Source organism: Gordonia sp. (in: high G+C Gram-positive bacteria) (assembly GCF_052106715.1).
GTDB lineage: Bacteria > Actinomycetota > Actinomycetes > Mycobacteriales > Mycobacteriaceae > Gordonia.
This window is the reverse complement of the sequence record NZ_JBQEDL010000006.1, coordinates 1-20,943: the sequence shown is the minus strand read 5'-3', so window position 1 is coordinate 20,943 and position 20,943 is coordinate 1. Positions and strand designations below refer to the sequence as shown.

The 20,943-nt window shown below is 66.7% G+C and carries 20 protein-coding genes; 3 read left to right on the top strand and 17 right to left on the bottom strand.

Annotated elements, in window-relative coordinates; all coding sequences use genetic code 11:
- A partial coding sequence (locus ACTIMF_RS04605; protein ID WP_442349102.1) for an SAM-dependent methyltransferase occupies window positions 1-434 on the top strand: 434 nt, incomplete at its 5' end.
- Window positions 435-526: 92 nt separating this feature from the next.
- On the opposite strand, the gene ACTIMF_RS04600 is transcribed toward ACTIMF_RS04605, so the two are convergent.
- The 4 genes from ACTIMF_RS04600 to ACTIMF_RS04585 are packed head-to-tail and all read right to left on the bottom strand — an operon-like array spanning window position 527 to window position 4,065.
- Window positions 527-1,279 carry a cobalt-precorrin-6A reductase gene (locus tag ACTIMF_RS04600; RefSeq protein WP_442349101.1) on the bottom strand — a complete coding sequence of 251 codons (753 nt, stop codon included), beginning with the start codon at window positions 1,277-1,279 and terminating at the stop codon, window positions 527-529.
- A complete protein-coding gene (locus ACTIMF_RS04595) occupies window positions 1,272-2,054 on the bottom strand; it encodes a cobalt-precorrin-4/precorrin-4 C(11)-methyltransferase (protein ID WP_442349100.1) in 783 nt (260 codons plus the stop codon). The genes ACTIMF_RS04600 and ACTIMF_RS04595 overlap by 8 nt, the downstream gene beginning before the upstream one ends.
- Window positions 2,051-3,262, bottom strand: a complete 1,212-nt coding sequence (gene cbiE / locus ACTIMF_RS04590) for a precorrin-6y C5,15-methyltransferase (decarboxylating) subunit CbiE (protein ID WP_442349099.1) — start codon at window positions 3,260-3,262, stop codon at window positions 2,051-2,053. The genes ACTIMF_RS04595 and cbiE overlap by 4 nt, the downstream gene beginning before the upstream one ends.
- Window positions 3,259-4,065, bottom strand: coding sequence for an SDR family NAD(P)-dependent oxidoreductase (locus ACTIMF_RS04585; protein ID WP_442349098.1), 807 nt, complete (start codon window positions 4,063-4,065; stop codon window positions 3,259-3,261). Before ACTIMF_RS04585 ends, cbiE begins: the two co-directional genes overlap by 4 nt.
- Here ACTIMF_RS04585 and ACTIMF_RS04580 point away from each other — a divergent pair.
- Window positions 4,064-4,501, top strand: a complete 438-nt coding sequence (locus ACTIMF_RS04580) for a TIGR03618 family F420-dependent PPOX class oxidoreductase (protein ID WP_442349097.1) — start codon at window positions 4,064-4,066, stop codon at window positions 4,499-4,501. The genes ACTIMF_RS04585 and ACTIMF_RS04580 overlap by 2 nt on opposite strands.
- Window positions 4,502-4,600: 99 nt before the next feature.
- Here ACTIMF_RS04580 and ACTIMF_RS04575 read toward each other — a convergent pair whose 3' ends face one another.
- Window positions 4,601-5,713: a M24 family metallopeptidase gene (locus tag ACTIMF_RS04575; protein WP_442349096.1), complete on the bottom strand. Its 1,113-nt coding sequence runs from the start codon at window positions 5,711-5,713 to the stop codon at window positions 4,601-4,603.
- A gap of 40 nt (window positions 5,714-5,753) precedes the next feature.
- Here ACTIMF_RS04575 and ACTIMF_RS04570 point away from each other — a divergent pair, with 40 nt between their 5' ends.
- Complete coding sequence (locus ACTIMF_RS04570) at window positions 5,754-6,710, top strand: 5'-3' exonuclease (protein ID WP_442349095.1); 957 nt, start codon at window positions 5,754-5,756, stop codon at window positions 6,708-6,710.
- A gap of 23 nt (window positions 6,711-6,733) precedes the next feature.
- Here the strand turns inward: ACTIMF_RS04570 and ACTIMF_RS04565 are convergent, their stop codons facing one another.
- The 12 genes from ACTIMF_RS04565 to ACTIMF_RS04510 form a co-directional block, all read right to left on the bottom strand.
- Window positions 6,734-7,747 (bottom strand): DUF4333 domain-containing protein, encoded by a 1,014-nt coding sequence (locus tag ACTIMF_RS04565; protein WP_442349094.1) that lies wholly within the window; start codon window positions 7,745-7,747, stop codon window positions 6,734-6,736.
- Window positions 7,748-7,848: 101 nt separating this feature from the next.
- On the bottom strand, window positions 7,849-10,596 hold the full coding sequence (locus ACTIMF_RS04560; protein ID WP_442349093.1) for a DEAD/DEAH box helicase: 2,748 nt from the start codon (window positions 10,594-10,596) through the stop codon (window positions 7,849-7,851).
- Between the two features lie 3 nt (window positions 10,597-10,599).
- Window positions 10,600-11,589: a twin-arginine translocase subunit TatC gene (gene tatC / locus ACTIMF_RS04555; RefSeq protein ID WP_442349092.1), complete on the bottom strand. Its 990-nt coding sequence runs from the start codon at window positions 11,587-11,589 to the stop codon at window positions 10,600-10,602.
- Window positions 11,590-11,607: 18 nt separating this feature from the next.
- Entirely contained in the window at window positions 11,608-11,874 is a 267-nt protein-coding gene (gene tatA, locus ACTIMF_RS04550; protein WP_442349091.1) for a Sec-independent protein translocase subunit TatA, read from the bottom strand.
- 116 nt (window positions 11,875-11,990) lie between these two features.
- A complete protein-coding gene (locus ACTIMF_RS04545; RefSeq protein ID WP_442349090.1) occupies window positions 11,991-12,950 on the bottom strand; it encodes a helix-turn-helix transcriptional regulator in 960 nt (319 codons plus the stop codon).
- The gene (locus ACTIMF_RS04540) at window positions 12,947-13,888 is read right to left on the bottom strand and encodes a helix-turn-helix transcriptional regulator (RefSeq protein WP_442349183.1); all 942 of its coding nucleotides are present in this window, start codon (window positions 13,886-13,888) and stop codon (window positions 12,947-12,949) included. The genes ACTIMF_RS04545 and ACTIMF_RS04540 overlap by 4 nt, the downstream gene beginning before the upstream one ends.
- Window positions 13,889-13,955: 67 nt before the next feature.
- Entirely contained in the window at window positions 13,956-15,314 is a 1,359-nt protein-coding gene (pafA, locus tag ACTIMF_RS04535) for a Pup--protein ligase (protein WP_442349089.1), read from the bottom strand.
- Window positions 15,315-15,326: 12 nt separating this feature from the next.
- On the bottom strand, window positions 15,327-16,073 hold the full coding sequence (gene prcA / locus ACTIMF_RS04530) for a proteasome subunit alpha (RefSeq protein ID WP_442349088.1): 747 nt from the start codon (window positions 16,071-16,073) through the stop codon (window positions 15,327-15,329).
- Entirely contained in the window at window positions 16,070-16,915 is an 846-nt protein-coding gene (gene prcB / locus ACTIMF_RS04525; RefSeq protein WP_442349087.1) for a proteasome subunit beta, read from the bottom strand. The genes prcA and prcB overlap by 4 nt, the downstream gene beginning before the upstream one ends.
- On the bottom strand, window positions 16,912-17,103 hold the full coding sequence (locus ACTIMF_RS04520; RefSeq protein WP_442349086.1) for a ubiquitin-like protein Pup: 192 nt from the start codon (window positions 17,101-17,103) through the stop codon (window positions 16,912-16,914). Before ACTIMF_RS04520 ends, prcB begins: the two co-directional genes overlap by 4 nt.
- A 73-nt stretch (window positions 17,104-17,176) precedes the next feature.
- Window positions 17,177-18,682, bottom strand: a complete 1,506-nt coding sequence (dop, locus tag ACTIMF_RS04515; protein WP_442349085.1) for a depupylase/deamidase Dop — start codon at window positions 18,680-18,682, stop codon at window positions 17,177-17,179.
- Between the two features lie 76 nt (window positions 18,683-18,758).
- Window positions 18,759-20,943, bottom strand: a 2,185-nt coding sequence (locus ACTIMF_RS04510; protein WP_442349084.1) for an ATP-binding cassette domain-containing protein, incomplete at its 5' end; no start/stop codon positions are given.

Genomic DNA, 20,943 nt, shown 5'->3' with positions numbered 1-20,943 from the left:
CGGTTCGGGTAGTCCCCGGGGTCAGCGCGGCGCACGCTGTCGCTGCGGCCGCGGGCGCTCCACTGGGACACGATTTCGCGGTTATCTCGCTGTCCGACCTGCTCAAACCTGGCGCAGTGATCGAGGACCGGCTCCGCCACGCGATCGCTGCCGATCTGGCCGTCGCGATCTACAATCCGGCGTCGTCGAAGCGAACCGAGCAGATCCACCGGCTGAAGCAGATCCTCGCGGAGTCTGTACCCGCCGACCGCGTGGTGATTCAAGGGCGCGACGTCGGAGGTCTGGGCGAGCGACTGACCGTGACGACCGCCGGCGACTTCGACCCGTCGACCGTCGACATGCGGACCCTCGTGATCATCGGCTCGTCGACGACCGTCGCCGCCCGGCGACCGGCAGGCGATCTGGTGTTCACGCCGCGTCATTACGGGCGCTAGGTCTCGTTGCTACGAGCCTGGATCTCGACTCCGCTCGATCAGCGTCTGGATGTCGATTAGCGAGTAAAGGTCGATCAGCGTGTGGATGTCGATCAGCGTGTCCAGGCGCGTAGCAGCGCTCGGACCTGTGTCGCGGCGTCGTCGACAGTCGACACCGAGGTGATTCCCGCAGGCTCGGTCGGCCGGTCGACGACGACGACCTCGATGCCCCGATCTGCTGCGGCCTGAAGCTTCGCCGACGTCAGATCGCCACCGCTGTTCTTCGTGACGAGGAGGTCGATCTCGTTGCGTTCCAACAACTCCCGTTCGGACTCGAGGGTGTACGGCCCTCGCGACCGGAGTAGTTCGCAGTTCGGCGGCAGGACCGTCTCGGGAGCGTCGACGACGCGGATCAGGAACCAGACGTCGTCGATACTCGCGAACGCGGCGACGTCTTGGCGGCCCGTCGTGAGGAACACCCGACGGCCTCGTTCGGCGACGACGGCGGCCGCCGAGTCGACGTCCGGCACATGCGTCCAGCGGTCCGCCGGTCCCGGCGACCACGGGGGGCGGGCCAGACGCAGGTAGCCGACCTCAGAGTCGGCACAGGCGGCGACCGCGTTCGAGGTGATCCGCGCGGCGAACGGGTGTGTCGCATCGACGACGACCTGTACTGCGTTATCGCGTAGGTAGCGCGCGAGTCCCTCGCTGCCGCCGAAACCACCGATACGGACTTCGCCGACCGGCAGTCGGGGATCCTTGACTCGGCCTGCGAGCGAACTGACGAGGTCGGTCCCGCCGTCGAGCAGGGTAGCCGCGAGGTCTCGCGCCTCGCCTGTGCCACCGAGGATAAGCACGTCAGGCATCGTCGAGCGCCCCGTCCGAACGCAGCTTCTGCATGCGGGCGTGCGAATACAGGTAGCTGTCCACCAGCGCGGGATGCGCTGCGCCGTCCAGGGCGCGGCCGACGAAGATCACCGCGGTCTTGGTGATGCCGGCCTCGGTCAGTGCCTGTGGCAATTCGACGAGCGGCGCACGCACGATCTGCTGGTCGTCGCGCGAGGCGAAGGCGACCGTGGCCGTAGGGCAGTCGGCGCCGTAGTGCGGCGTCAGGTCGGCGACGATCTGCGCGGTGCGATGTGCGGCCAGATGCAGTGCGAGGGTGACGCCGGTCTGTGCAAGCGAGGCGAGGTCCTCCCCCAGCGGCATGTCCGTGGAGAGCGTGGACACACGCGTGATCAGCAGGCTCTGCCCGACTCCGGGCACCGTGAGTTCGCTGTCGAGGGCGGCCGCAGCAGCCGCGAACGCGGGGACTCCGGGCACCAGTTCGTACGGGATGTCCAGCTCGCGCAGTCCTCTGAGTTGTTCGGTGAGGGCCGAGTAGAGGGCGAGGTCGCCCGAGTGGAGTCGCGCCACGTCGTGCCCGTCGCGGTGGGCCTTAACGATCTCGGCGACGATCCGAGTCAGGGGCATCGTTGCCGTGTCGATGGCAACCGCGTCCTCGGGCAGCAGGTCGAGTAGTTCCCGCGGGACGAGCGAGCCCGCGAACAGGCAGATCCGACACCGTCGAAGGCGGTCGGCGCCGCGCACCGTGATGAGGTCGGCGGCTCCCGGGCCGGCGCCGATGAAATAGACGGTCATGCAGTTCCTTCGGTCTCGGTCTTGACGGCCGTCCACTGGACGACGGGCAGGGCAGGTCGCCACGCGGTGGACCCGCCCAACGGGCTGGCCCGTTCGACACTGACGCGGAGCAATTCGCCGCCCCAGCGGTCGGCGGCGTCGACGACAAGCCGCTCGGTCTCCAAGGTCACCGCGTTGGCGACCATTCGGCCGCCCGACGCCAGTGCGTTCCACGCGATCTCGAGAACCTCGGGGGTCATTCCACCGCCGATGAAGACGGCGTCGGGCGCCGGGGCGTCGGACAATGCGTCTGGTGCGGCGCCGCGGAGGTCGAGCCGATCGACGACGCCGTGCGTGCGCGCGTTCTCGAGAACGTCGGCAGATCGTTCGGCGTCCGACTCGAATGCGACGACCCGACCAGATGCCGTGAGCCGGAGCCACTCGATTCCGACGCTTCCCGCGCCTGCACCCACGTCCCACAGGACCTGCTCTTCAGCGGGCCGGAGTGCGCTGACGGTGAGGGCCCGCATCGGGCGTTTGGTGATCTGTCCGCGATGGGTGAAGTCCTCATCGGCGAGACCGGGGGCCCGACTGCGAACGGGCCCGACACAGTCCACCGCAATGATGTTGAGCGCCGACGGTGCACCAGTCCACGTGTCGGCCCGGCCCGCCTGCACCCGCTCGGAGTCGGCGCCGAGGTCGGACAGCACGGTGAAGGGCGACGCGCCGAATCCATTGTTGGCGAGGAGATCTGCAACATCCGCCGGTGTCGTCGCATCTCGCGACAGGATCAGTAACGCGGCGCCGTCGGTCAGGTGTGCGGCGAGGGCGTCGACGGGAGCGGTCACCAGGCTGACGATCCGGGTACGCGCCAGATCCCATCCGAGGCGTGCAGCGGCGAGCGTCGCACTCGACGGGTGCGCGATCACACGCACGCGGGCGGCGCCGAAAACGCGGACGAGCGAGGCTCCGATTCCGTGGAACATCGGGTCGCCGCTGGCGAGGACGTGGACGGTGGAGTCGAGATCGGACTCCCCGAGCTCGGCGAGGTGTTCGCTCATCGGACTGCGCCACCGCACGCGTGTCGCGCCGACGTCGTCGGGCACCAGGTCGAGCTGTCGAGCCGAGCCGTAGATGACGACGGCCTCGGACAGTTCGGATTGCGCGGCCGGAGACAGCGACCGCCAACCGCCGGCTCCAATGCCGACCACTACGACGTCAGCGGTCACCGAGACAACCGCCGCCAGATCGCGCGCGGGACGAAGCGCATCGCGAAGGCGACCGCGCGCAACCGACCCGGGATCCAGACCTCACCCCGTCGTCTGCGGTATGCGGAAGCGACGGAGTCGGCCACCTGATCCGCGGTCACGGACATCGGCGCAGGCTTTACGCCGGAGGCCATCAGGTCACGCGTCATCGCGCCGATGACGAAACCGGGACGTGCAAGCAAGAGGTGGACACCGCTGCCGTGCAACGCATCCGCGAGTCCACTCGCGAAACCGTCGAGCCCGGCCTTGGTCGAGCCGTACACGTAATTGGCCCGGCGCACGCGGACGCCGGCGATGGACGAATAGACGATGATCGTGCCCGACCCCTGTGCGCGGAGAGCCACCGCGAGCGGAGTCAGGACACTGATCTGCGCGTAGTAGTCGGTGTGTGCGATCTGGAGGGCATGCTCAACGTCGCGCTCGGCACGCGAGCCGTCACCGAGGATCCCGAACGCGAGGATCGCCGCCTCGATCGGTCCGTGGTCTGTTACGAGCCGCGCGACGAGGCCGGGGTGCGTCGAGACGTCGTCGGCATCGAATGCGACCGCGTGCACGCCGGTCGCACCCGCTGCCTGAAGCACCCGGGTCTCGACCCCCAGGTCGTCGGGGCGTCGGGCGGCGAGCACCACCTCATTGCCTGCCGCGAGCCGGGCTGCGGTGGCGACTCCGATCTCGCTGCGTCCGCCGAAGAGTACGATTGTTCCCACCCCTGCAGTATTCCAGTCGATCGTCGGCGATTGTCCAGACGCTAGTGTCGAACTCATGACGCGCACTCTCGCCGATCTCTCCCCCGCAGCTCACGACCTGCTCACCGAACGACATCTCGCGACTCTCGCGACCCTTCGGGCCGACGGAACACCGCACGTCTGCCCAGTCGGATTCACCATCGACCTCGACGAGGGCATCGCGCGCGTGATCACGTCCGGGGGAAATCAGAAGGCGGTGAATGCTACTCGAGGCGGGCACGCCGCGTTGACACACGTCGACGGTGCGCGTTGGCTCACTGTCGAAGGGTCCGCACGGATTCTCACCGACGCGGACTCGGTTCGCGACGCGGAGGCCCGCTACAAGGAGCGGTATCGCACGCCGCGCGAGAACCCCAGGCGCGTCGTCATTGAGGTGCAAGTGGTCCGGGTCCTAGGCGCGTCGTCGATGTTTATCCAGCCCGGGAGACCGGCCGCACCCTCAGATCGGCAGTAGCAGCCTCGATGCGTCTTAGCATTCTGCGCTCAGGCTGCTAGGACGCACTGGTGGTGCGGCACGACAGGTGAGAGTGCGGGAACGTCACTCAGGCTGCGACTAGAGCTGCACCAGACCGTGTGGTCGCGTGTTCAACGGCTCGCAGCCGTCGGCCGTGAGCACCACGATGTCCTCGATCCGAGCGCCCCAGTCGCCACTGAAATAGATTCCGGGTTCGATGCTGAAGGCCATGCCCTCGCGCAGCACCTCATCGTTGCCCTCAACGATGTACGGCTCCTCGTGCACAGACAACCCGATGCCGTGCCCGGTGCGGTGAATGAATTGGTCGCCGTACCCGGCCTCGACGATGATGTTCCGGGCAGCGGCGTCGATCGCTTCGGCAGTCACGCCCGGCTTCGCCACCGCGACGGCGGCCGCCTGTGCGCGTTCGAGGACGTCGTACGCCGCCACGATCTCGGGGCGCGGAGGACCGAAGCAGTACGTGCGAGTGGAGTCCGAGTTGTAACCGGGGGCGACGGGGCCGCCGATGTCGATGACGACCACGTCGTCCGCGGTGATGACCCGATCAGAGTGCTCATGGTGCGGGTCGGCCCCGTTGGGTCCTGATCCCACGATGATGAACTCGGCGACAGTATGGCCCTCAGCCAGGATGGCGGCGTCGATGTCGGCGGCCACCTCCGACTCGGTGCGGCCGGGCTTGAGGAACTCCCCCATCCGAGCGTGCACACGGTCGATCGCCGCACCCGCACGACGCAGTGCCTCGATCTCCACGTCGTCCTTGATCATCCGGAGTTCGCGGAGAACAGCGGTGGCCAACTCGGGAGCGAGCGACGTCCGCGCCGACAGCGGGACGAGATGTAGTGCGGGCAGCGAGTCGGACACCGCGATCCGACTGTCGGGGCCCAGACCTTCGGTGGCCAACGCGTACGGATCCTGCCCGTCGACCCAGTCGACGACGTCCACCGGGAGGTCGGCGATCGCCGAGTCGCGCAGCGACGCCAACTCGAGGCGCGCGGCGACGATCCGTGCCCTGCCTTCTGCCGGGAGGATTAGCGCGGTGAGCCGTTCGAAGGTCTCGGCTGGTGAACCGGTCAGATATCGGAAGTCCGGGCCGGTGCCGACGACGATCGCGTCGAGGCCTGCGTCACGGGCGAGGGCCGCCGCGCGCTCCAGTCGTTGGGCGTACACAGAAGAGTCGAATCGAGCTGGCATGCGCCCCAGCGTATTGCACCGATGTGCGACAGTGGTGTCCATGACCGGATCGGTGATGCTGCTCGACGGTGCCAGCCTATGGTTCCGTTCCTTCTACGCCCTGCCCGAGAAGATGACATCACCGGATGGGCGTCCGGTGAATGCACTCCGCGGATTCCTTGACACCATTGCCGCACTCGTCACCGAGCACCGACCGACGAGGCTCGTCGTCTGTCTCGACGTCGACTGGCGTCCGGCGTTCCGTACCGACTTGATCCCGTCGTACAAGGCGCACCGAGTGGCCGACGACAGCGCTGGCGCGAGCGACGCCGAGGACGTCCCCGACACGCTGACGCCGCAGGTCGACATGATTACCGAGGCGTTGCGATGCGCGGGCATCACGACCTCGGGCGCGGCCGGCTGCGAGGCGGACGACGTCATCGGCACCCTCGCCTTCGATGAAGCCGTGGACGCGGTCCTCGTCGTCAGCGGCGACCGGGACCTTCTCCAAGTGGTGGCCGACGATCCGGTGCAGGTCCGCGTGCTCTATGTGGGCCGCGGTCTCAAGAACGCCGAACTCATGGGTCCCGCGGAAGTCGCGGCGAAATACAATGTGCCGACCGACCGCGCCGGGACCGCGTACGCCGAGATGTCGATCCTGCGGGGCGACCCGTCCGACGGCCTGCCCGGAGTGCCCGGCATCGGCGACAAGACGGCAGCCAAGCTGATCAGCGAGTACGGCGACCTCGACGTACTCGAAGCTGCGGCCTACGACGCGGGATCGTCACTGACGAAGCGGGCGCGCAACTCGATCGTCGAATCGAAAGACTATCTGGCGGCTGCACGCGTCGTGGTCGCTGTCCGCACCGATGCGGAGACGACGGAGAGTCGCGACGACGACCGGCTCCCGACCACGCCCGACGACGTCGACGGTCTGCGGACCCTCGTCGCCGAACTCGGTGTCGACAGCAGCGTCAATCGACTCGCCAAGGCACTGGAGTGGGGCGAGACGTTCTAGCGTCGAGGAGGCGGACGAACCGATCAGTTCGTCGGGCGCGAAACTTCGTAGGTGCCGTCAGAGTCCTTGACAGTGACCGTGACGTGCTTGTTTGCACCGTTGACGGTCACCGAGCAGGTGAAGGTGGTTCCTTCTTCGACCTTCTGCCCGCTGGGGCATTCGACGTCCTTCACATCAGAGATCCCGTAGCCGTCGGGCTGTGCGCCGGTAAGGATCTCCTGCACACCCGACTGGACGGCATCCTGGTTGAGGCCGCCTTGCGCCCATTTCGGCCATGCGAAGGCAGTGATCAAAACAATCGCCGCGATGATGACGACCGCGCCGCCGATGATCCCGATCAGCTTGGCCTTGCCACCGCCGGACTTCTCTCCGGAGCCCGGCTGCGGTGCGTACGGGTTCAACGTCGGCTCGGCCCCGAACTGCTGCTGGCCGAACTGCTGCTGCTGGGGTTGGCCCGGCTGCTGAGGTTGCCCATACGCTGGGGCACCGTACTGGGGCTGACCGTACTGGGGCTGCTGTCCATATTGGGGTTGCCCGTACTGGGGTTGCCCGTACTGGGGCTGACCGGTCACGCCGTACGCGGGCGCACCGTACTGGCCTGGCGCCTGCTGTGCCGCGTTACCGAACTGGGGCTGCTGACCATATTGAGGCTGCCCCGTCGCACCGTAGGCCGGTGCACCGTACTGCTGAGCTTGGCCTTGCGGTTGAGCCTGGCCTTGCGGTTGAGCCTGGCCCTGCTGCGGAACCTGCCCGTAATGCGGTTGTCCTTGCGGCGTCTGACCGAATTGGGGCGGCTGCTGAAACGGTGCCTGACCGACCTCGGTCGGCTGGTATCCGGCCTGCTGTGCGGCGGAGGAGCCTGCGGGAGAAGTGGGCTGCTCCGACTGCGCGGCAGGCGTGGCAGGCAATTGGGAGATCGTCGTCGCCTCGGAGTCGTCGGTGGGCGAAGGAGTCCCCGGGGTGGTCGGGCGCTCGACGATCGACGTCGGCTCGTCGTCGGGTGTGCCCGCGTCAGTCGGCTCGTTACCGTTCGTCATCTCGAACCTCTCTCGTCAATGTCACATGCCCGGCCTGCGTTGGTGTCACGGTACCGTAGCGATGCTCCCGCGCATCGCTACGGCTCGTCGATCTCGACGCGTCAATCGAGTTCGGAAGCGACCACTCCGCGTCGTACGCCGGCTACGGCCCGCTTGGCCGCGCCTGCGAGCGGAGTCTGCGCGTCGACACTGCCGCGAATCTGCTCCAGCAGGTCGATGACCTGCCGATTCCAGCGTACGAAATCACCCGGCGACAGCTGGTTTCCCTGTTCCGTCGCGGCCAACAAGGCCTCGCGCAACGACCGGCCCGACGCCCACGCCGACACTGCCGCACAGAAACCCGTGTCGGGTTCACGCGTTTGAACGACTCCATGCCGTTCCTGGACGCGATTGGTCCTCTCCCACACCTGCAGCGTGCCGGTGAGGGCGTCGCGCAACGCACGGTTTCCAGGCATCGAGTCGACGCCCCCGCCGTACGATTCGCGCCGAGACTGGAACAACACCGCCGATACGACAGCGGCGAGGTCGGGTGGCGACAGCCGATCCCAGACTCCTGCCCGGATGCATTCGGCGACGAGGAGATCGCTCTCGCTGTAGATGCGCCGCAGCACCGCCCCGGTGGGAGTCACGCGAAGGACGTCGTCGTCTTCGGACTCCTCGACGTAGTTCAATTCCAGCAGCACCGCGACGACGGCGTCGAAATCGGTCTCCAGCTGGGACGTCCGCTTCTCGACCGCAGCCTCCAACGCCTCGACCTCGCGATGGACACGCGCTCGACGCTCGGCCAGCCGAAACAGATCGTCGAGGCCTGCCGTCTTGTGGACCGGGTGACTGCGCAACTGACCGCGCAGTGCCTCCAACTCGTGGTCGGTGGGCGCAGTCTTCTTCTTGACGCGTCCACGCGGCCGCTCGATTCCCGAGCTTCGGAGAGATGCGGCGATCTCGCGACGAGCGTGCCGCGTCCGCGTGTCCTTGGGGACGCGCAGGTTACCGAGCACCTCGGGCGGATTAACGAATTCGGTGGTGCCGACCCTCCCCACCCAGCCGTCCTCGCTCAAGACGAGGGGCTTGGGGTCTACGCCCCGCCACGCCGGATCGAGGACGACTGCCAGACCGCGGTGGCGACCGGCCTGCACCGACACGACGTGTCCACGTTTGAGCGCACCGAGGTCCTCGGCAATCGACTGCTCGCTGTCGAGTCTCCGCACGAAGCGCTGAGCGCGCTCGCGCTGCTTGATGGCGGCCCTCAGGTCCACATATTCGGTGAACGCATCGGGATCGAGGGAGTGCTTACCCGCTGCAACCTCGAGTTCGAGGTCGATCTTGCGCAACGAGCGTGCCGCCGAGTCGAGTTGACGCGCCTGGCCGACCACCGAACGGTCGGTCTGGAATTGCGCGAACGATTGCCGTAGGAGTGCCCGTGACCCCTCGAGTCCGAGCCGGTCGATCAGGTTGATCGCCATGTTGTATTCGGGTGCAAACGAACTGCGCAACGGGAACGTGCGGGCGCCAGCCAGACCCGCGACCCGATCGGGCTGCACTTCCGGTGTCCACACGACGACCGCGTGACCTTCGACGTCGATGCCGCGTCGCCCGGCCCGCCCGGTGAGCTGCGTGTACTCCCCCGGCGTCAGGTCGACATGCGACTCGCCGTTGTACTTCACCAGACGTTCGAGAACGACGCTGCGCGCGGGCATATTGATTCCGAGGGCCAGCGTCTCTGTCGCGAAGACCACTTTGACCAATCCGAGCGTGAACAGCTCTTCGACGGCTTGTCGGAACGTCGGCAGCATCCCGGCGTGGTGTGCGGCGAAGCCGCGGCGGAGGCCTGCCCGCCACGACTCGACGCCGAGCACATCTGCGTCGCCGGGCGCCAGTTCGGTCAGGTGACGGTCCACGACGGCGTCGACGCGGTCGGCCTCGTCCTGTTCGAGGAGTCGCAGGTCCGATCGCAGGCACTGTCCCAACGCGCCCTCGCATCCGGCGCGAGAGAAGATGAACGTGATGGCGGGGAGCAGTCCCTCGTTCTCGAGCATGGAGATCAAGCGCGGGCGGGATACTCCTTGGGTGCGGTTGCCGCGCCGACCGCGCTCACGGGCCATCCGATTCCGGTACGAGTCGACCGCGTCGGCGCTGACCACTCGATGCTTGATGTACCGCGTGAGTTCCGGATTGACCTGCGGTCTATCACGGTCGTTGCGGCTGTCGAACAGCTCGAACATGCGATTGCCCACCAGCATGTGCTGGTGCAGCGGGACCGGGCGGTGCTCGTCGACGATCACTGCGGTGTCGCCGCGGACCGTAGTGATCCAGTCGCCGAACTCCTCGGCGTTGCTGACCGTCGCCGACAGACTCACCACGCGCACGCCCAGATCGAGGCCGAGGATCACCTCCTCCCAGACCGCACCGCGGAATCGATCGGCCAGGAAGTGCACCTCGTCCATCACCACATGCGACAGACCCTCCAGCGTCGACGAGTCCGCGTAGATCATGTTGCGCAGAACTTCGGTTGTCATGACGACCACCGGCGCACCCGAATTGATCGAGTTGTCGCCGGTCAGCAGTCCGACGTTGTCGTCGCCGTGTACGGCCACGAGGTCGTGGTACTTCTGATTGCTCAGGGCTTTGATCGGGGTCGTGTAGAAGCACTTGCCACCGTGGGCCAGAGCCAGGTGTACGGCGAACTCGCCGACGATGGTCTTCCCAGCCCCCGTCGGTGCGCAGACGAGCACCCCGAGGCCACGCTCGAGCGCCGTGCAGGCGCGAGCCTGGAACGGGTCGATCCCGAAATCCAGACGTGCGGTGAATGCGGTGAGTTCGGGTCCGGTGATGTCGGAGTTCGTAGTCATCCCCTACAGGATGTCATCGAACGACGACGTCTCGCGCACCGAACTCCGGTTGCCGTGCGAGCCGGTTCCCACCGGCATCGGAGGTTCGATTCGCGACGCCGACTCGGACCGGTCGGACTCGTCGAGCGGGGCGGCCTCATCGTCGTCGACGGCCATCCAGTCGGGAGCCTTTCTGGCCGCACGACGATCGTGGATGCGGGAGAACTGGATCGCCAACTCAAGCAGCATGGTGAGTGCGACGGCGAGCGCGAGCATCGTGAACGGGTCCTGCCCTGGCGTCACGACCGCTGCGAACACGAACATGCCGAAGATCAGGCCACGACGCCAGGCCTTGAGGCGCACATATTTGAGCACGCCGACGATGTTCAACGCGACGATCAACAACGGCAGCTCGAAGCTGATGCCGAAGACGATCAGCAGATGCAGCATGAAACTGAAGTACTGGTCGCCGGAGAGCGCCGTGACCTGGACGTCGTTGCCGACCGTCAACAAGAATTCGAACGCCTTCGAGACGACGATGTAGGCGAGCACCGCACCGCCCACGAACAGGACCGCTGACGTGGAGACGAAGGTGATCGCGTACTTGCGTTCGTTGGAACGCAGACCGGGCGTGATGAACCGCCACAATTGGTAGAACCAGACCGGGCAGGCCAGCACGATTCCCGCAGTGAGCGCCACCTGCAGACGGAGCATGAACTGATCGAACGGGCCGGTGGCGAGGAGGCGACACTCACCGTCCGGGGTGAGCACGGCGCGCGTCGAGGACGGAAGCTCGCAGTACGGTCCGCGTAGGAGTTCACCGAGGGACTCGATGCGCCACACACCGTGGCTGTACCAGATGAAGCCGACGACAGTCGTGAGGACGATCACGCCGAGTGAGACGAGGAGCCGGTATCGGAGCTCGTACAGGTGCTCCCGCAACGGCATCGTGCCGTCCGGATTCAGTCTGCTGCGTCGTTGGCGGGGATCGAGTCGGCGGAAGTTGATTCGCACGCGCGTGTCAGGACGCGGCTACGCCGACTTCTTGGTCTTGTCGGTGACCGTCACGTTGACGTCGACATCGTCCGACTCGCCGGATGTGAGTTCCTGCGGCGCGTCGACATCCGGCTCGGCTTTCGACTTACTGTCGCCGTCGTTGGCCATCTCGGCCATCTCCGACTTGAAGATGCGCATCGACCGACCGAGGCCACGTGCCGCTTCCGGCAGCTTCTTCGATCCGAAGAGCACGACGAGCACGACCAGCACGATTGCCCAGTGCCACCAGGAAAGGGCGCCCATGAAGAAACCTCCGTTAGAGAAACACGATGTCCACGCTCACTGTACTCGCTAGCGGGCGGTCCGTCCGGACTCGCGTGGTACACGACGAGCAGACCTGCATCATCGGTCCGGTTGGGTCAGTAGCGGGCGCGCGCCGATCGCGCGGTGGCAGCGACGGACTCGGCCACGTCGCCGTCCCGGGCAGGTTCCACCAGGCGGACCCGGCCACCGAAACCCAGGAGGAAGCGTTCGAGCCATTGCGGCGAACCGTACCGAAGCGTCGCCACGACCGGAGCATCGTCGGGCGCCGTGTCGAGGTCGTCGTCGGCGTCCGCGGCGTAGTACTCGAGCAGCCACCGCGCGTCCGGATCGATCTCGATCCGCACCGTCGGGAGATCCTCGGGCAATGCCGACGACCCGGCCGCGACCGTCTTCGCCGGAGAACGCTCGGGCGGTGACGACGGCTCGTCGAGCGGCTCGGCCTGCAGGACACGGTCAAAGCGGAACAGTCGGACAGCGTCCGAGGACCGGCACCAGGCTTCGAGATAGCTGTGGCCGTCGACCGCCTTGATCATGATCGGGTCAACGACACGTTCGGTCACTTCGTCACGGCTGGGCGTGTAGTAGCGGATCGTCAGAGCGACCGCGTCGGCGACGGCCGTCCGAATGGCCTGCCGGACCGGATCGTCGGCGGCCGTGGCCGCAGCCGACACCGGGGTATGCGACTCTCCCACGGCCTCCTCGACTTTCGCCATCGCCCGGCGCACGGCGTCAGCGTCGAACGCGCCCGTGTCGAGCAGCGTGCGGAGCGCGATCAGCAGCATGTTCGCTTCGGTACCGGTCAATTTGAGCGGGCGGTCCATCCCCGCGGTGAAACCGACATGGACATACCCGCTGGAGAACTCGATGTCGATCAGATCGTCCGGCATGTACCCGGGCAGCCCGCAGAGAAACAGCTGCTCGAGGTCCTTCGTCAACTGCTTCTGGGTGAGTCCGAGATCCGCTGCGGCGGTGGACAACTTGATTCCCGGGCGGGCCAGGAAGTACGGGACCATCGCGAGCAGGCGCGACAACCGGGTGGGCGAGTTGGCGCTCATCTCACATCCCCTTCCAGTCCGGCGAGACGGTCGAGTTCGGCGATCACGGTCGCCCGCAGGTCGGCGGGTTCGAGGACGACGGCATCGGCGCCCGCGCTCAATACGGCGCGGATGACGCCCACACGGGACCGGACATCGATCTCGGCTACGTCGCCGGCTTCCGACCCGAGGCGATGCGCTGTCACGGACCGAGCCATCCGGCGGAGCCCGTGCGCGCGGCCGCTCGCCAGCCACACCCGCGCCGTGCCGCCGGTCGCGTCGTCGGCCCGCGATACGGCTTCGTCTACCAGTGCGTTCAGGTCGAGCCCGGCGGGGACCTGAACGGCCCCCCGATCGGAGTCGGCGGCGACATCGTCGATGCGGGAGATCCGGAATGTACGGGTCGCGTCGCGGTCCAGGTCGTGGCCGATCACGTACCAGCGGCCTCGGTTCCCCACAACGCCCCACGGTTGCAGTCGTCGAGTTGCGCGGCCGCGGGTGGATCGGTGGGTGAAGGTCACGGCCTGCGCGGCGCCGATCGCATCGATCAGACCGCGGATCGCGGTCTCCGACCCCATGGAGCGTGGGCCGCCCGCCTGAACGACCCCGAGCTCGTCCGGGGCGACAACGTCGACTCCTGCCGCTCGGAGTTTGAGGACCGCAGTCTGCGAGACGACGGCGACGTCCGGCTCGTGCCACACGGCGGCGGCCGCGGCGACGGCGGCCGCTTCGTCGGTCTCCAATCGGATGTCCGGGAGCGCATAGTCGTCGGGTTTGATGAGGTAACCCTCCACACCGACGCCGTTCCGTCCGGTGTCCACGGGGATGCCGAGCTCGCGGAGTTCGTTCTTATCGCGTTCGAGCATGCGCTTGAACGTGTCGTCGCCCTGACTGCTGTCGCTGTAGCCGACGACGTTGGCCCGCAGATACTCGGCGGTCACGTACTGGCGCGCCGACATCAGGCAGATGACGAGGTTGAGCAGACGCTCGGCTTTCGGAGTGGATGCCACGCGGTGATCCTAGATCCTAAAGGGACGAGATCAGGCGTTCGACGCGCTCGTCGACGCTTCGGAACGGGTCTTTGCACAGGACTGTCCGCTGCGCTTGATCGTTGAGCTTCAAGTGGACCCAGTCGACAGTGAAGTCCCGCTCGGCCTTCGTCGCTGCGGCGATGAACTCGCCGCGCAGTTTGGCCCGCGTGGTCTGCGGCGGCGTGCTCACCGCCGCGTCGACGGCGTCGTCGGTGACGACGCGCGCAGCGAGCCCTTTGCGTTGCAGCAGGTCGAATATGCCTCGACCACGGCGGATGTCGTGGTAGGCCAAGTCGAGCTGGGCGATCTTCGGATCCGACAGGTCCATCCCGTGCTTGTCCTGGTAGCGGCGGAACAGCTTCTGCTTGATCACCCAGTCGACCTCGGTGTCGACTCCGCTGAAGTCGCCGGACTCGACGGCGTCGAGCATCCGGCCCCACAAGTCGACGACCCGGTCCATCACCGGATCAGGCGTCCGCGAGACGAGGTGCTTCACCGCACGCGAATGGTATTCACGCTGAATGGCGAGCGCGGTGGACGTGCGGCCTCCCGCCAGACGGATCTCGCGGCGCCCGGTGATGTCGTGGCTGATGTCGCGGATCGCTCGGATCGGGTTGTCGAGCGCGAAGTCGTGGAACGAGATCCCGGATTCGATCATCTCGAGCACCAGGAGCGCCGACCCGACCTTCAGCATCGTCGTCGTCTCGGACATGTTCGAATCACCGACGATCACGTGCAGGCGTCGGTACTTCTCGGCGTCAGCGTGCGGCTCGTCGCGGGTGTTGATGATCGGCCGGGACCGGGTGGTCGCCGACGACACACCCTCCCAGATGTGGTCGGCGCGCTGTGACAGACACATCGTCGAATCCTGACCGACGCTGAGGACCTTGCCTGCGCCGCAGATCAATTGGCGAGTGACCAGGAATGGGAGCAGGACGTCGGAGACTCGGCCGAACTCACCCACCCGACTCACGAGGTAGTTCTCGTGGCAGCCGTAGGAGTTGCCTGCCGAGTCGGTGTTGTTCTTGAACAGGTAGAGGTCGCCGCCGATGCCCTCGTCGGCCAGACGCTGTTCGGCGTCGACCATGAGGCCTTCGAGGATCCGCTCCCCCGCACGATCATGAGCGATGAGCTGTTCGACGGAGTCGCATTCCGCAGTCGCGTACTCGGGATGCGAACCCACGTCGAGGTACAGACGCGCGCCATTCTCGAGGAACACGTTCGACGATCGGCCCCAGGCGACGACGCGTCGAAAAAGGTAGCGGGCGACCTCGTCCGGGCTGAGCCTGCGCTGCCCCTGCGACGTGCAGGTGACACCGAACTCGGTCTCGATTCCCATGATCCGGCGTTCCACGTCAGTCCTCTTTCACTTGTGGGTCAGGCCTTCTTCCAACAACTCGGTGACCCGCTGGTCGCTGAGTCGTCTGAACGCACGGCGCGGCCGGGTCCGGTCCAGGACCGCGGCCTCAATCTCGGCTACCGGGAGCATCGCGGCAGTGTCGCCGACTTTCGGGCCGCCGGTGTCAGGTTCGCCGTCCTTGGGTGCCGCGAGTGCGCCGGCCGCCGCGGTCAGTGCCTCGCCGAGCGTCAGCGCGGGACGGTACGCATCCTTCATCGCGGTGACGATCGGCTCGGTGGCGCCGCCCATGACTAGAAACGACTGCTCGTCGACGATCGACCCGTCGTAACCGATGCGGTACAGCTGCGAGGGCATGTCGGTTCCGGCCCGACCGACCTCGGCGACGCACAACTCCACCTCGAACGGCTTGGCCTGTTCGGTGAAGACGTTTCCAAGCGTGTTCGCGTACGCGCTGGCCAGCGATAACCCGGTGACGTCGGCGCGGTCGTAGGAGTAGCCCCGGAGATCCGCGAGTTGGATGCCCGCTTTACGAAGGCTCTCGAACTCGTTGTACTTGCCGACTGCGGCGAACCCGATCCGGTCGTAGATCTCACTGATCTTGCGTAGCGTGTTCGATCGATTGTGGGCTACGAAGAGCACCCCGTCGCGGTAGGTCACCGCGATGACGCTGCGGCCACGGGCGATGCCTTTGCGCGCCAGCTCTGAGCGGTCGCGCATGATCTGCTCTGCGCTGGCGTAATACGGGAACGTCACGATTGATCGCCTCCGTTCTCGTGAGCGGACCTTCGCCGGTCGACGACGGCTTGTGCCGCGTCGGCGATCTCGGGTTCGGCCACGTCGTCGGCACCGCCAACGTTGATGCGGACCGCAGTCGGGAAGATCCGGCGGACCAGATCCGGGCCGCCTGTCGCCGAATCGTCGTCTGCGGCGTCGTAGAGCGCCTCGACTGCCACGGCGAGGGCTTCGTCGGCGGTCAGATCGGTGCGGTACAGCTTCTTCAGCGACGACCGTGCGAACACCGCCCCCGAGCCGATGGCTTCGTAACCGCTGCGTTCCTCGTGGCGTGATCCGGCGACGTCGAACGAGAAGATCCGCCCGTACGACGGTTCGGACGCACTGTCAGTCGGCTGGTATCCAACGAGAAGCGGGATCGCCGCCAAGCCCTGCATCGCCGCCCCCAAGTTGCCGCGGACCATTGATGCCAGTCGGGAGGCTTTGCCGTCCAACGTGAGTCGGACGCCTTCAATCTTCTCGTAGTGCTCGAGTTCGACGGCGAACAGTCGGACCATCTCGATCGCGATGCCCGCCGTGCCCGCGATACCTGCCGCGGAGCACTCGTCGGTGATGTGAACCTTCTGCACGTCGCGGGTGGCGATGAGGTTGCCCATCGTCGAACGACGGTCACCGGCGAGGATCACACCACCGAGATAGCTGACCGCGACGATCGTCGTACCGTGGGGAATCGACTGCGCGGCCTCGACGGGCACTGATGTTCCGGCGGCCAGCCCGGGCAGCCTATCGGGCGCGTTCACGCGGAGGTACTCGGTGAACGAGGAGATGTCGTGCCCGGACTGGCCGCCGACTCCGGCGATCACTCCCCACCCTTCTGCACGTATGCGCGGACGAAGTCTTCGGCGTTCTCCTCGAGCACGTCGTCGATCTCGTCGAGCAGATCGTCGGTCTCGACGGCGAGCTTCTCGCGACGCTCTTGTCCGGCCGCGGTGCCACCCGCCGCCTCGTCGTCGCCCGGACCGCCGCCTCGCTTCGCCTGCTCCTGCGCCATCATCGCCTCCTGAAGAGTGGTTGTCCTTCAACACTACCGGGGTGCGGCGACGTCCGAGGCGGCGAACCGCCGGTCAGTTGGCTGTCAACTGGTCGACGAGCTCGACCGCCGACGTTGCGGAATCGAGTAGTCGGCCGACGTGAGACCGCGTGCCGCGCAATGGCTCCGGCATCGGAATGCGGACAAGCGAATCCGTGCCGACGTCGAAAATGACCGAGTCCCAACTGGCTGCCGCGATGTCGGCGCCAAAGCGGCGAACCGACTCGCCGCGGAAGTACGCGCGCGTGGACTCCGGGGGCGTGGACACCGCTGCCATCACCTGTTCTTCGGTGACCAGGCGCTTCATCGATCCGCGGGCGACGAGTCGGTTGTAGAGCCCCTTGTCGAGCCGAACATCCGAATACTGCAGGTCGATGAGCTGCAGGCGGGACGCTGCCCAACCGAGGCCTTCGCGAGTGCGGAAGCCTTCCAGGAGACGGAGCTTGGCGGGCCAGTCGAGGATGTCGGCGCATTCCATCGGATCGCGCTCGAGCCGGTCGAGGACGTCGGCCCACGTCGCGACGACGTCGGCGGCGCGCTCGTCGTCGGCCGCATGCTGATCGTGATGCGCCTGGACGCGCGCCAAGTATTCGCGCTGGAGCGCCAGACCGGTCAACTCGCGACCGTCGACCAGGGCGACTGTCGCACGCAGAGTCGGGTCGTGGCTGATCGCATGGACGGCGTCGACGGGGCGGGCGAGTGCGAGGTCACTGAGGTCGACTCCCGCCTCGATGAGGTCCAGGACCAGCGCCGTCGTGCCGACCTTGAGATAGGTCGCCGTCTCGGCGAGGTTCGCGTCACCGAGAATCACGTGCAGACGACGATACTTGTCGGGGTCGGCGTGCGGTTCGTCGCGCGTGTTGATCAGACCGCGTTTGAGGGTGGTCTCCAGCCCCACCTCGACCTCGATGTAGTCGGCACGCTGAGACAGCTGGTAGCCAGGCTCTTCGCCGTGTTGACCGATCCCGACGCGGCCCGATCCGCAGATCACTTGCCGCGAGGCGAAGAACGGCATGAGGCCGACGATGATCGAGTCGAACGCCGTATCGCGCCGCATCAGATAGTTCTCGTGGGTGCCGTAGGACGCACCCTTGCCGTCGATGTTGTTCTTGTAGAGCTGCAGGCGCGGCGTCCCTGGGACACTCGCAACGTATCGTGCGGCCTCCTCCATCACCCGCTCGCCCGCCTTGTCCCAGATCACGGCGTCGAGCGGATCAGTGACCTCGGGCGCCGAGTACTCCGGATGCGCATGATCGACGTACAGACGCGCACCGTTGGTGAGGATCATGTTCGCGGCACCGATCTCATCGGCATCGATGATCGGTGCGGGCCCGGAGTGACGGCTGGGGTCGAAGCCTCGTGCGTCCCGCATCGGCGACTCCTCCTCGTAGTCCCAGCGGGTGCGACGTTCGCGGCGGGGCACGCCTGCTGCCGCGGCGTACGCGAGAACGGCCTGCGTCGAGGTCATGATCGGGTTCGCGGTGGGGTCCCCTGGTGCCGAGATGCCGTACTCGACTTCGGTGCCGATGATGCGCTCCATGCGCCCAGCGTAACGGGATCGGTGATGCTGCCGCGAACCCCAAGCGCGCGGGCCCCGGGAACCCGAACCCCAACCGCTAACGGTGACGTATTCGCAGGCGCGAGTAGATCAGTGCGGTCAGAAGCACGGCCATCACCAGGAGAACGCCGTATGCGAGGGCGGTGTGTCCGACGCTCGGCTCCCACCAGGGGTACTCCATGCTCTCCCCCGGTGCCGCTCGGACCTGGCTCGCCTGCGGATTGACCTGCGGGATGTCGACCGCTTGCGCTGCCGCCGTGTAGCCCCAGTACGCCGGGAAGATCCAACCGAGCTGCGCGGCACCCGCCGCGGAGATCGGGAACAAGCCCCCGCAGAACACGAGCTGAACCATCACCACGATCACCAGGGGTGGCATCGTCTGCTCGTTGGAGCGCACCACCGACGAGATCGCGAGACCGACCAGCGTGCTCACGCAGGCGAGTGCCGCGATCGCGACGAACAACGCGACGGCGGGGGGCAACAGCACGCCGCCGAACTCGGGGACGTCCCGAAGGGCGTAGGTGATGCCGAGCATGATCGCGCTCTGCACCGTCGTCAACAGGAAGAACACGATGATCTTCGCCGTGAGGTATGCGCCGGGCCGCAGTCCGACGGCACGTTCACGATCGAAGATCGGACGTTCGCCGACCAGGTCGCGAACCGTCAGCGCCGCGCCCATGAACGCTGCACCGATGACCAGCACGACCAACAGTTGGACCGCTTCGACGGGGTCCTTCGACATCGTCGACCCCGGGTCGGGACCGGGTTCGCTCGCACCGATCCCGAATCCGGTCGACCCGGGGATGACCAGCGTCAACAGCCCGAGCACGATCGGCAACACCAGAAGGAAGGTCAGGTACCCGCGGTCGGCGAGGATCAGACGGAGTTGCCTGCGAAACACCGTTGAGGTCTGGCCGGCCGCGCTCGCTTGATGCACCTTCACCACCGGCCCGGGCACCGGGGCCCGCGTGTGCGAGGCCGCATGCGGATGCCGTCGTCGATAGTTGTCCCACGCCATGTCCGGCTGGTCCGCGGTGAACGCGAAGATCTCGGCCCAGTCGGTGGTCCCGAGTTCGGAGCCGACGTCCTTCGGAGTTCCGCAGAACGCGGTCTTCCCGCCCGGCGCCAGGAGTAGAACCTGATCGCACAGGCTCAGATAGGTCAGGGAATGGGTGACGACGAGCACGACGCGGCCCGCGTCGGCGAGGCGGCGCAACGTCTGCATGACCTGACGGTCCAGCGCCGGATCCAGGCCGGACGTCGGCTCGTCGAGGATCAGCAGAGACGGGCCGGTCAGCAGTTCCATCGCCACCGACGCCCGTTTGCGCTGGCCGCCGGAGAGCGTGTCGACTCGAGTCTCAACGTGTTCGGTGAGCTGCAGCTCGCTGAGCACGCCATCGATCACCTGGTCGCGGTCGGCCGTCGAGAGGTCGCCCGGCAAGCGTAGTTCGGCCGCATAGCGAAGCGCCTGGCGCAGTGTCAGCTTGCGATGCAGGACATCGTCCTGCGGGACCATACCGATCCGGGTACGCAGTGCCTCGTACTCGGTGTGCACTCCCCGACCCTCGAACGAGACCACGCCGACAGTCGGATTCCCGAGGCCCGCGACGATCTTCGAGATCGTCGATTTTCCCGCACCCGAAGGTCCGATGATTGCGGTCAGCGATCCCGGAGCCGCGGTGAACGAGATGTCGTTGAGGAGTGACTTGCCGTCGATGGTGAGTGAGACCCCAGAAACCTGGACGCCGTCCGCGACGTCGTTCTGCGGGCGGCCACGGACCAGGGCACCGCCGGACATCACGAAGTCCGAGTTGCCGATCGTGACGACGTCGTTCTCGCTCAATCGGTGCGCCATGACACGTCGGCCGTTGACGAACGTGCCGTTGACGCTCCCCAGGTCTTCTACGAGCAGGCCTTGCGGTGTCGCCGTCAGCTTCGCGTGGTGTCGGGACGCGAGGACGTCACTCACCACGATGTCGTTGTCCGGGGTACGACCTATCGACTGCGTCCCCGACAAGGCGATCGATTCGCGACCGCGCAGACTGTCCGGGACCTCGAAGATCGCCGACGCGTTCTGATGAAGCGCGGCCAGGTGCGGAGCGTCCGCGAGCTCGCCGAAACGTGGAGCAGACGCAGACGTGACCGGTCGCGTCATGTCGTATCGGGTAGAGCCCGGTTGGCGTGGCCCCTGAGCCCACACCGGCTGCGACGGCGGAGGCGACGAGCCGACCGACCGCTGTGGC

What these genes read in the sequence shown, in the direction of transcription:
- ACTIMF_RS04570 (WP_442349095.1), top strand. Translation starts at nt 5,754, where the DNA reads ATGACCGGATCGGTGATGCTGCTCGACGGTGCCAGCCTATGGTTCCGT.
- ACTIMF_RS04585 (WP_442349098.1), bottom strand. Translation starts at nt 4,065, where the DNA reads ATGAGTTCGACACTAGCGTCTGGACAATCGCCGACGATCGACTGGAAT.
- ACTIMF_RS04595 (WP_442349100.1), bottom strand. Translation starts at nt 2,054, where the DNA reads ATGACCGTCTATTTCATCGGCGCCGGCCCGGGAGCCGCCGACCTCATC.
- ACTIMF_RS04580 (WP_442349097.1), top strand. Translation starts at nt 4,064, where the DNA reads ATGACGCGCACTCTCGCCGATCTCTCCCCCGCAGCTCACGACCTGCTC.
- ACTIMF_RS04545 (WP_442349090.1), bottom strand. Translation starts at nt 12,950, where the DNA reads ATGAGCGCCAACTCGCCCACCCGGTTGTCGCGCCTGCTCGCGATGGTC.
- ACTIMF_RS04520 (WP_442349086.1), bottom strand. Translation starts at nt 17,103, where the DNA reads ATGGCGCAGGAGCAGGCGAAGCGAGGCGGCGGTCCGGGCGACGACGAG.
- ACTIMF_RS04560 (WP_442349093.1), bottom strand. Translation starts at nt 10,596, where the DNA reads ATGACTACGAACTCCGACATCACCGGACCCGAACTCACCGCATTCACC.
- ACTIMF_RS04575 (WP_442349096.1), bottom strand. Translation starts at nt 5,713, where the DNA reads ATGCCAGCTCGATTCGACTCTTCTGTGTACGCCCAACGACTGGAGCGC.
- ACTIMF_RS04540 (WP_442349183.1), bottom strand. Translation starts at nt 13,888, where the DNA reads ATGTCGGCGCGCCAGTACGTGACCGCCGAGTATCTGCGGGCCAACGTC.
- ACTIMF_RS04600 (WP_442349101.1), bottom strand. Translation starts at nt 1,279, where the DNA reads ATGCCTGACGTGCTTATCCTCGGTGGCACAGGCGAGGCGCGAGACCTC.
- dop (WP_442349085.1), bottom strand. Translation starts at nt 18,682, where the DNA reads ATGGAGCGCATCATCGGCACCGAAGTCGAGTACGGCATCTCGGCACCA.
- tatA (WP_442349091.1), bottom strand. Translation starts at nt 11,874, where the DNA reads ATGGGCGCCCTTTCCTGGTGGCACTGGGCAATCGTGCTGGTCGTGCTC.
- ACTIMF_RS04565 (WP_442349094.1), bottom strand. Translation starts at nt 7,747, where the DNA reads ATGACGAACGGTAACGAGCCGACTGACGCGGGCACACCCGACGACGAG.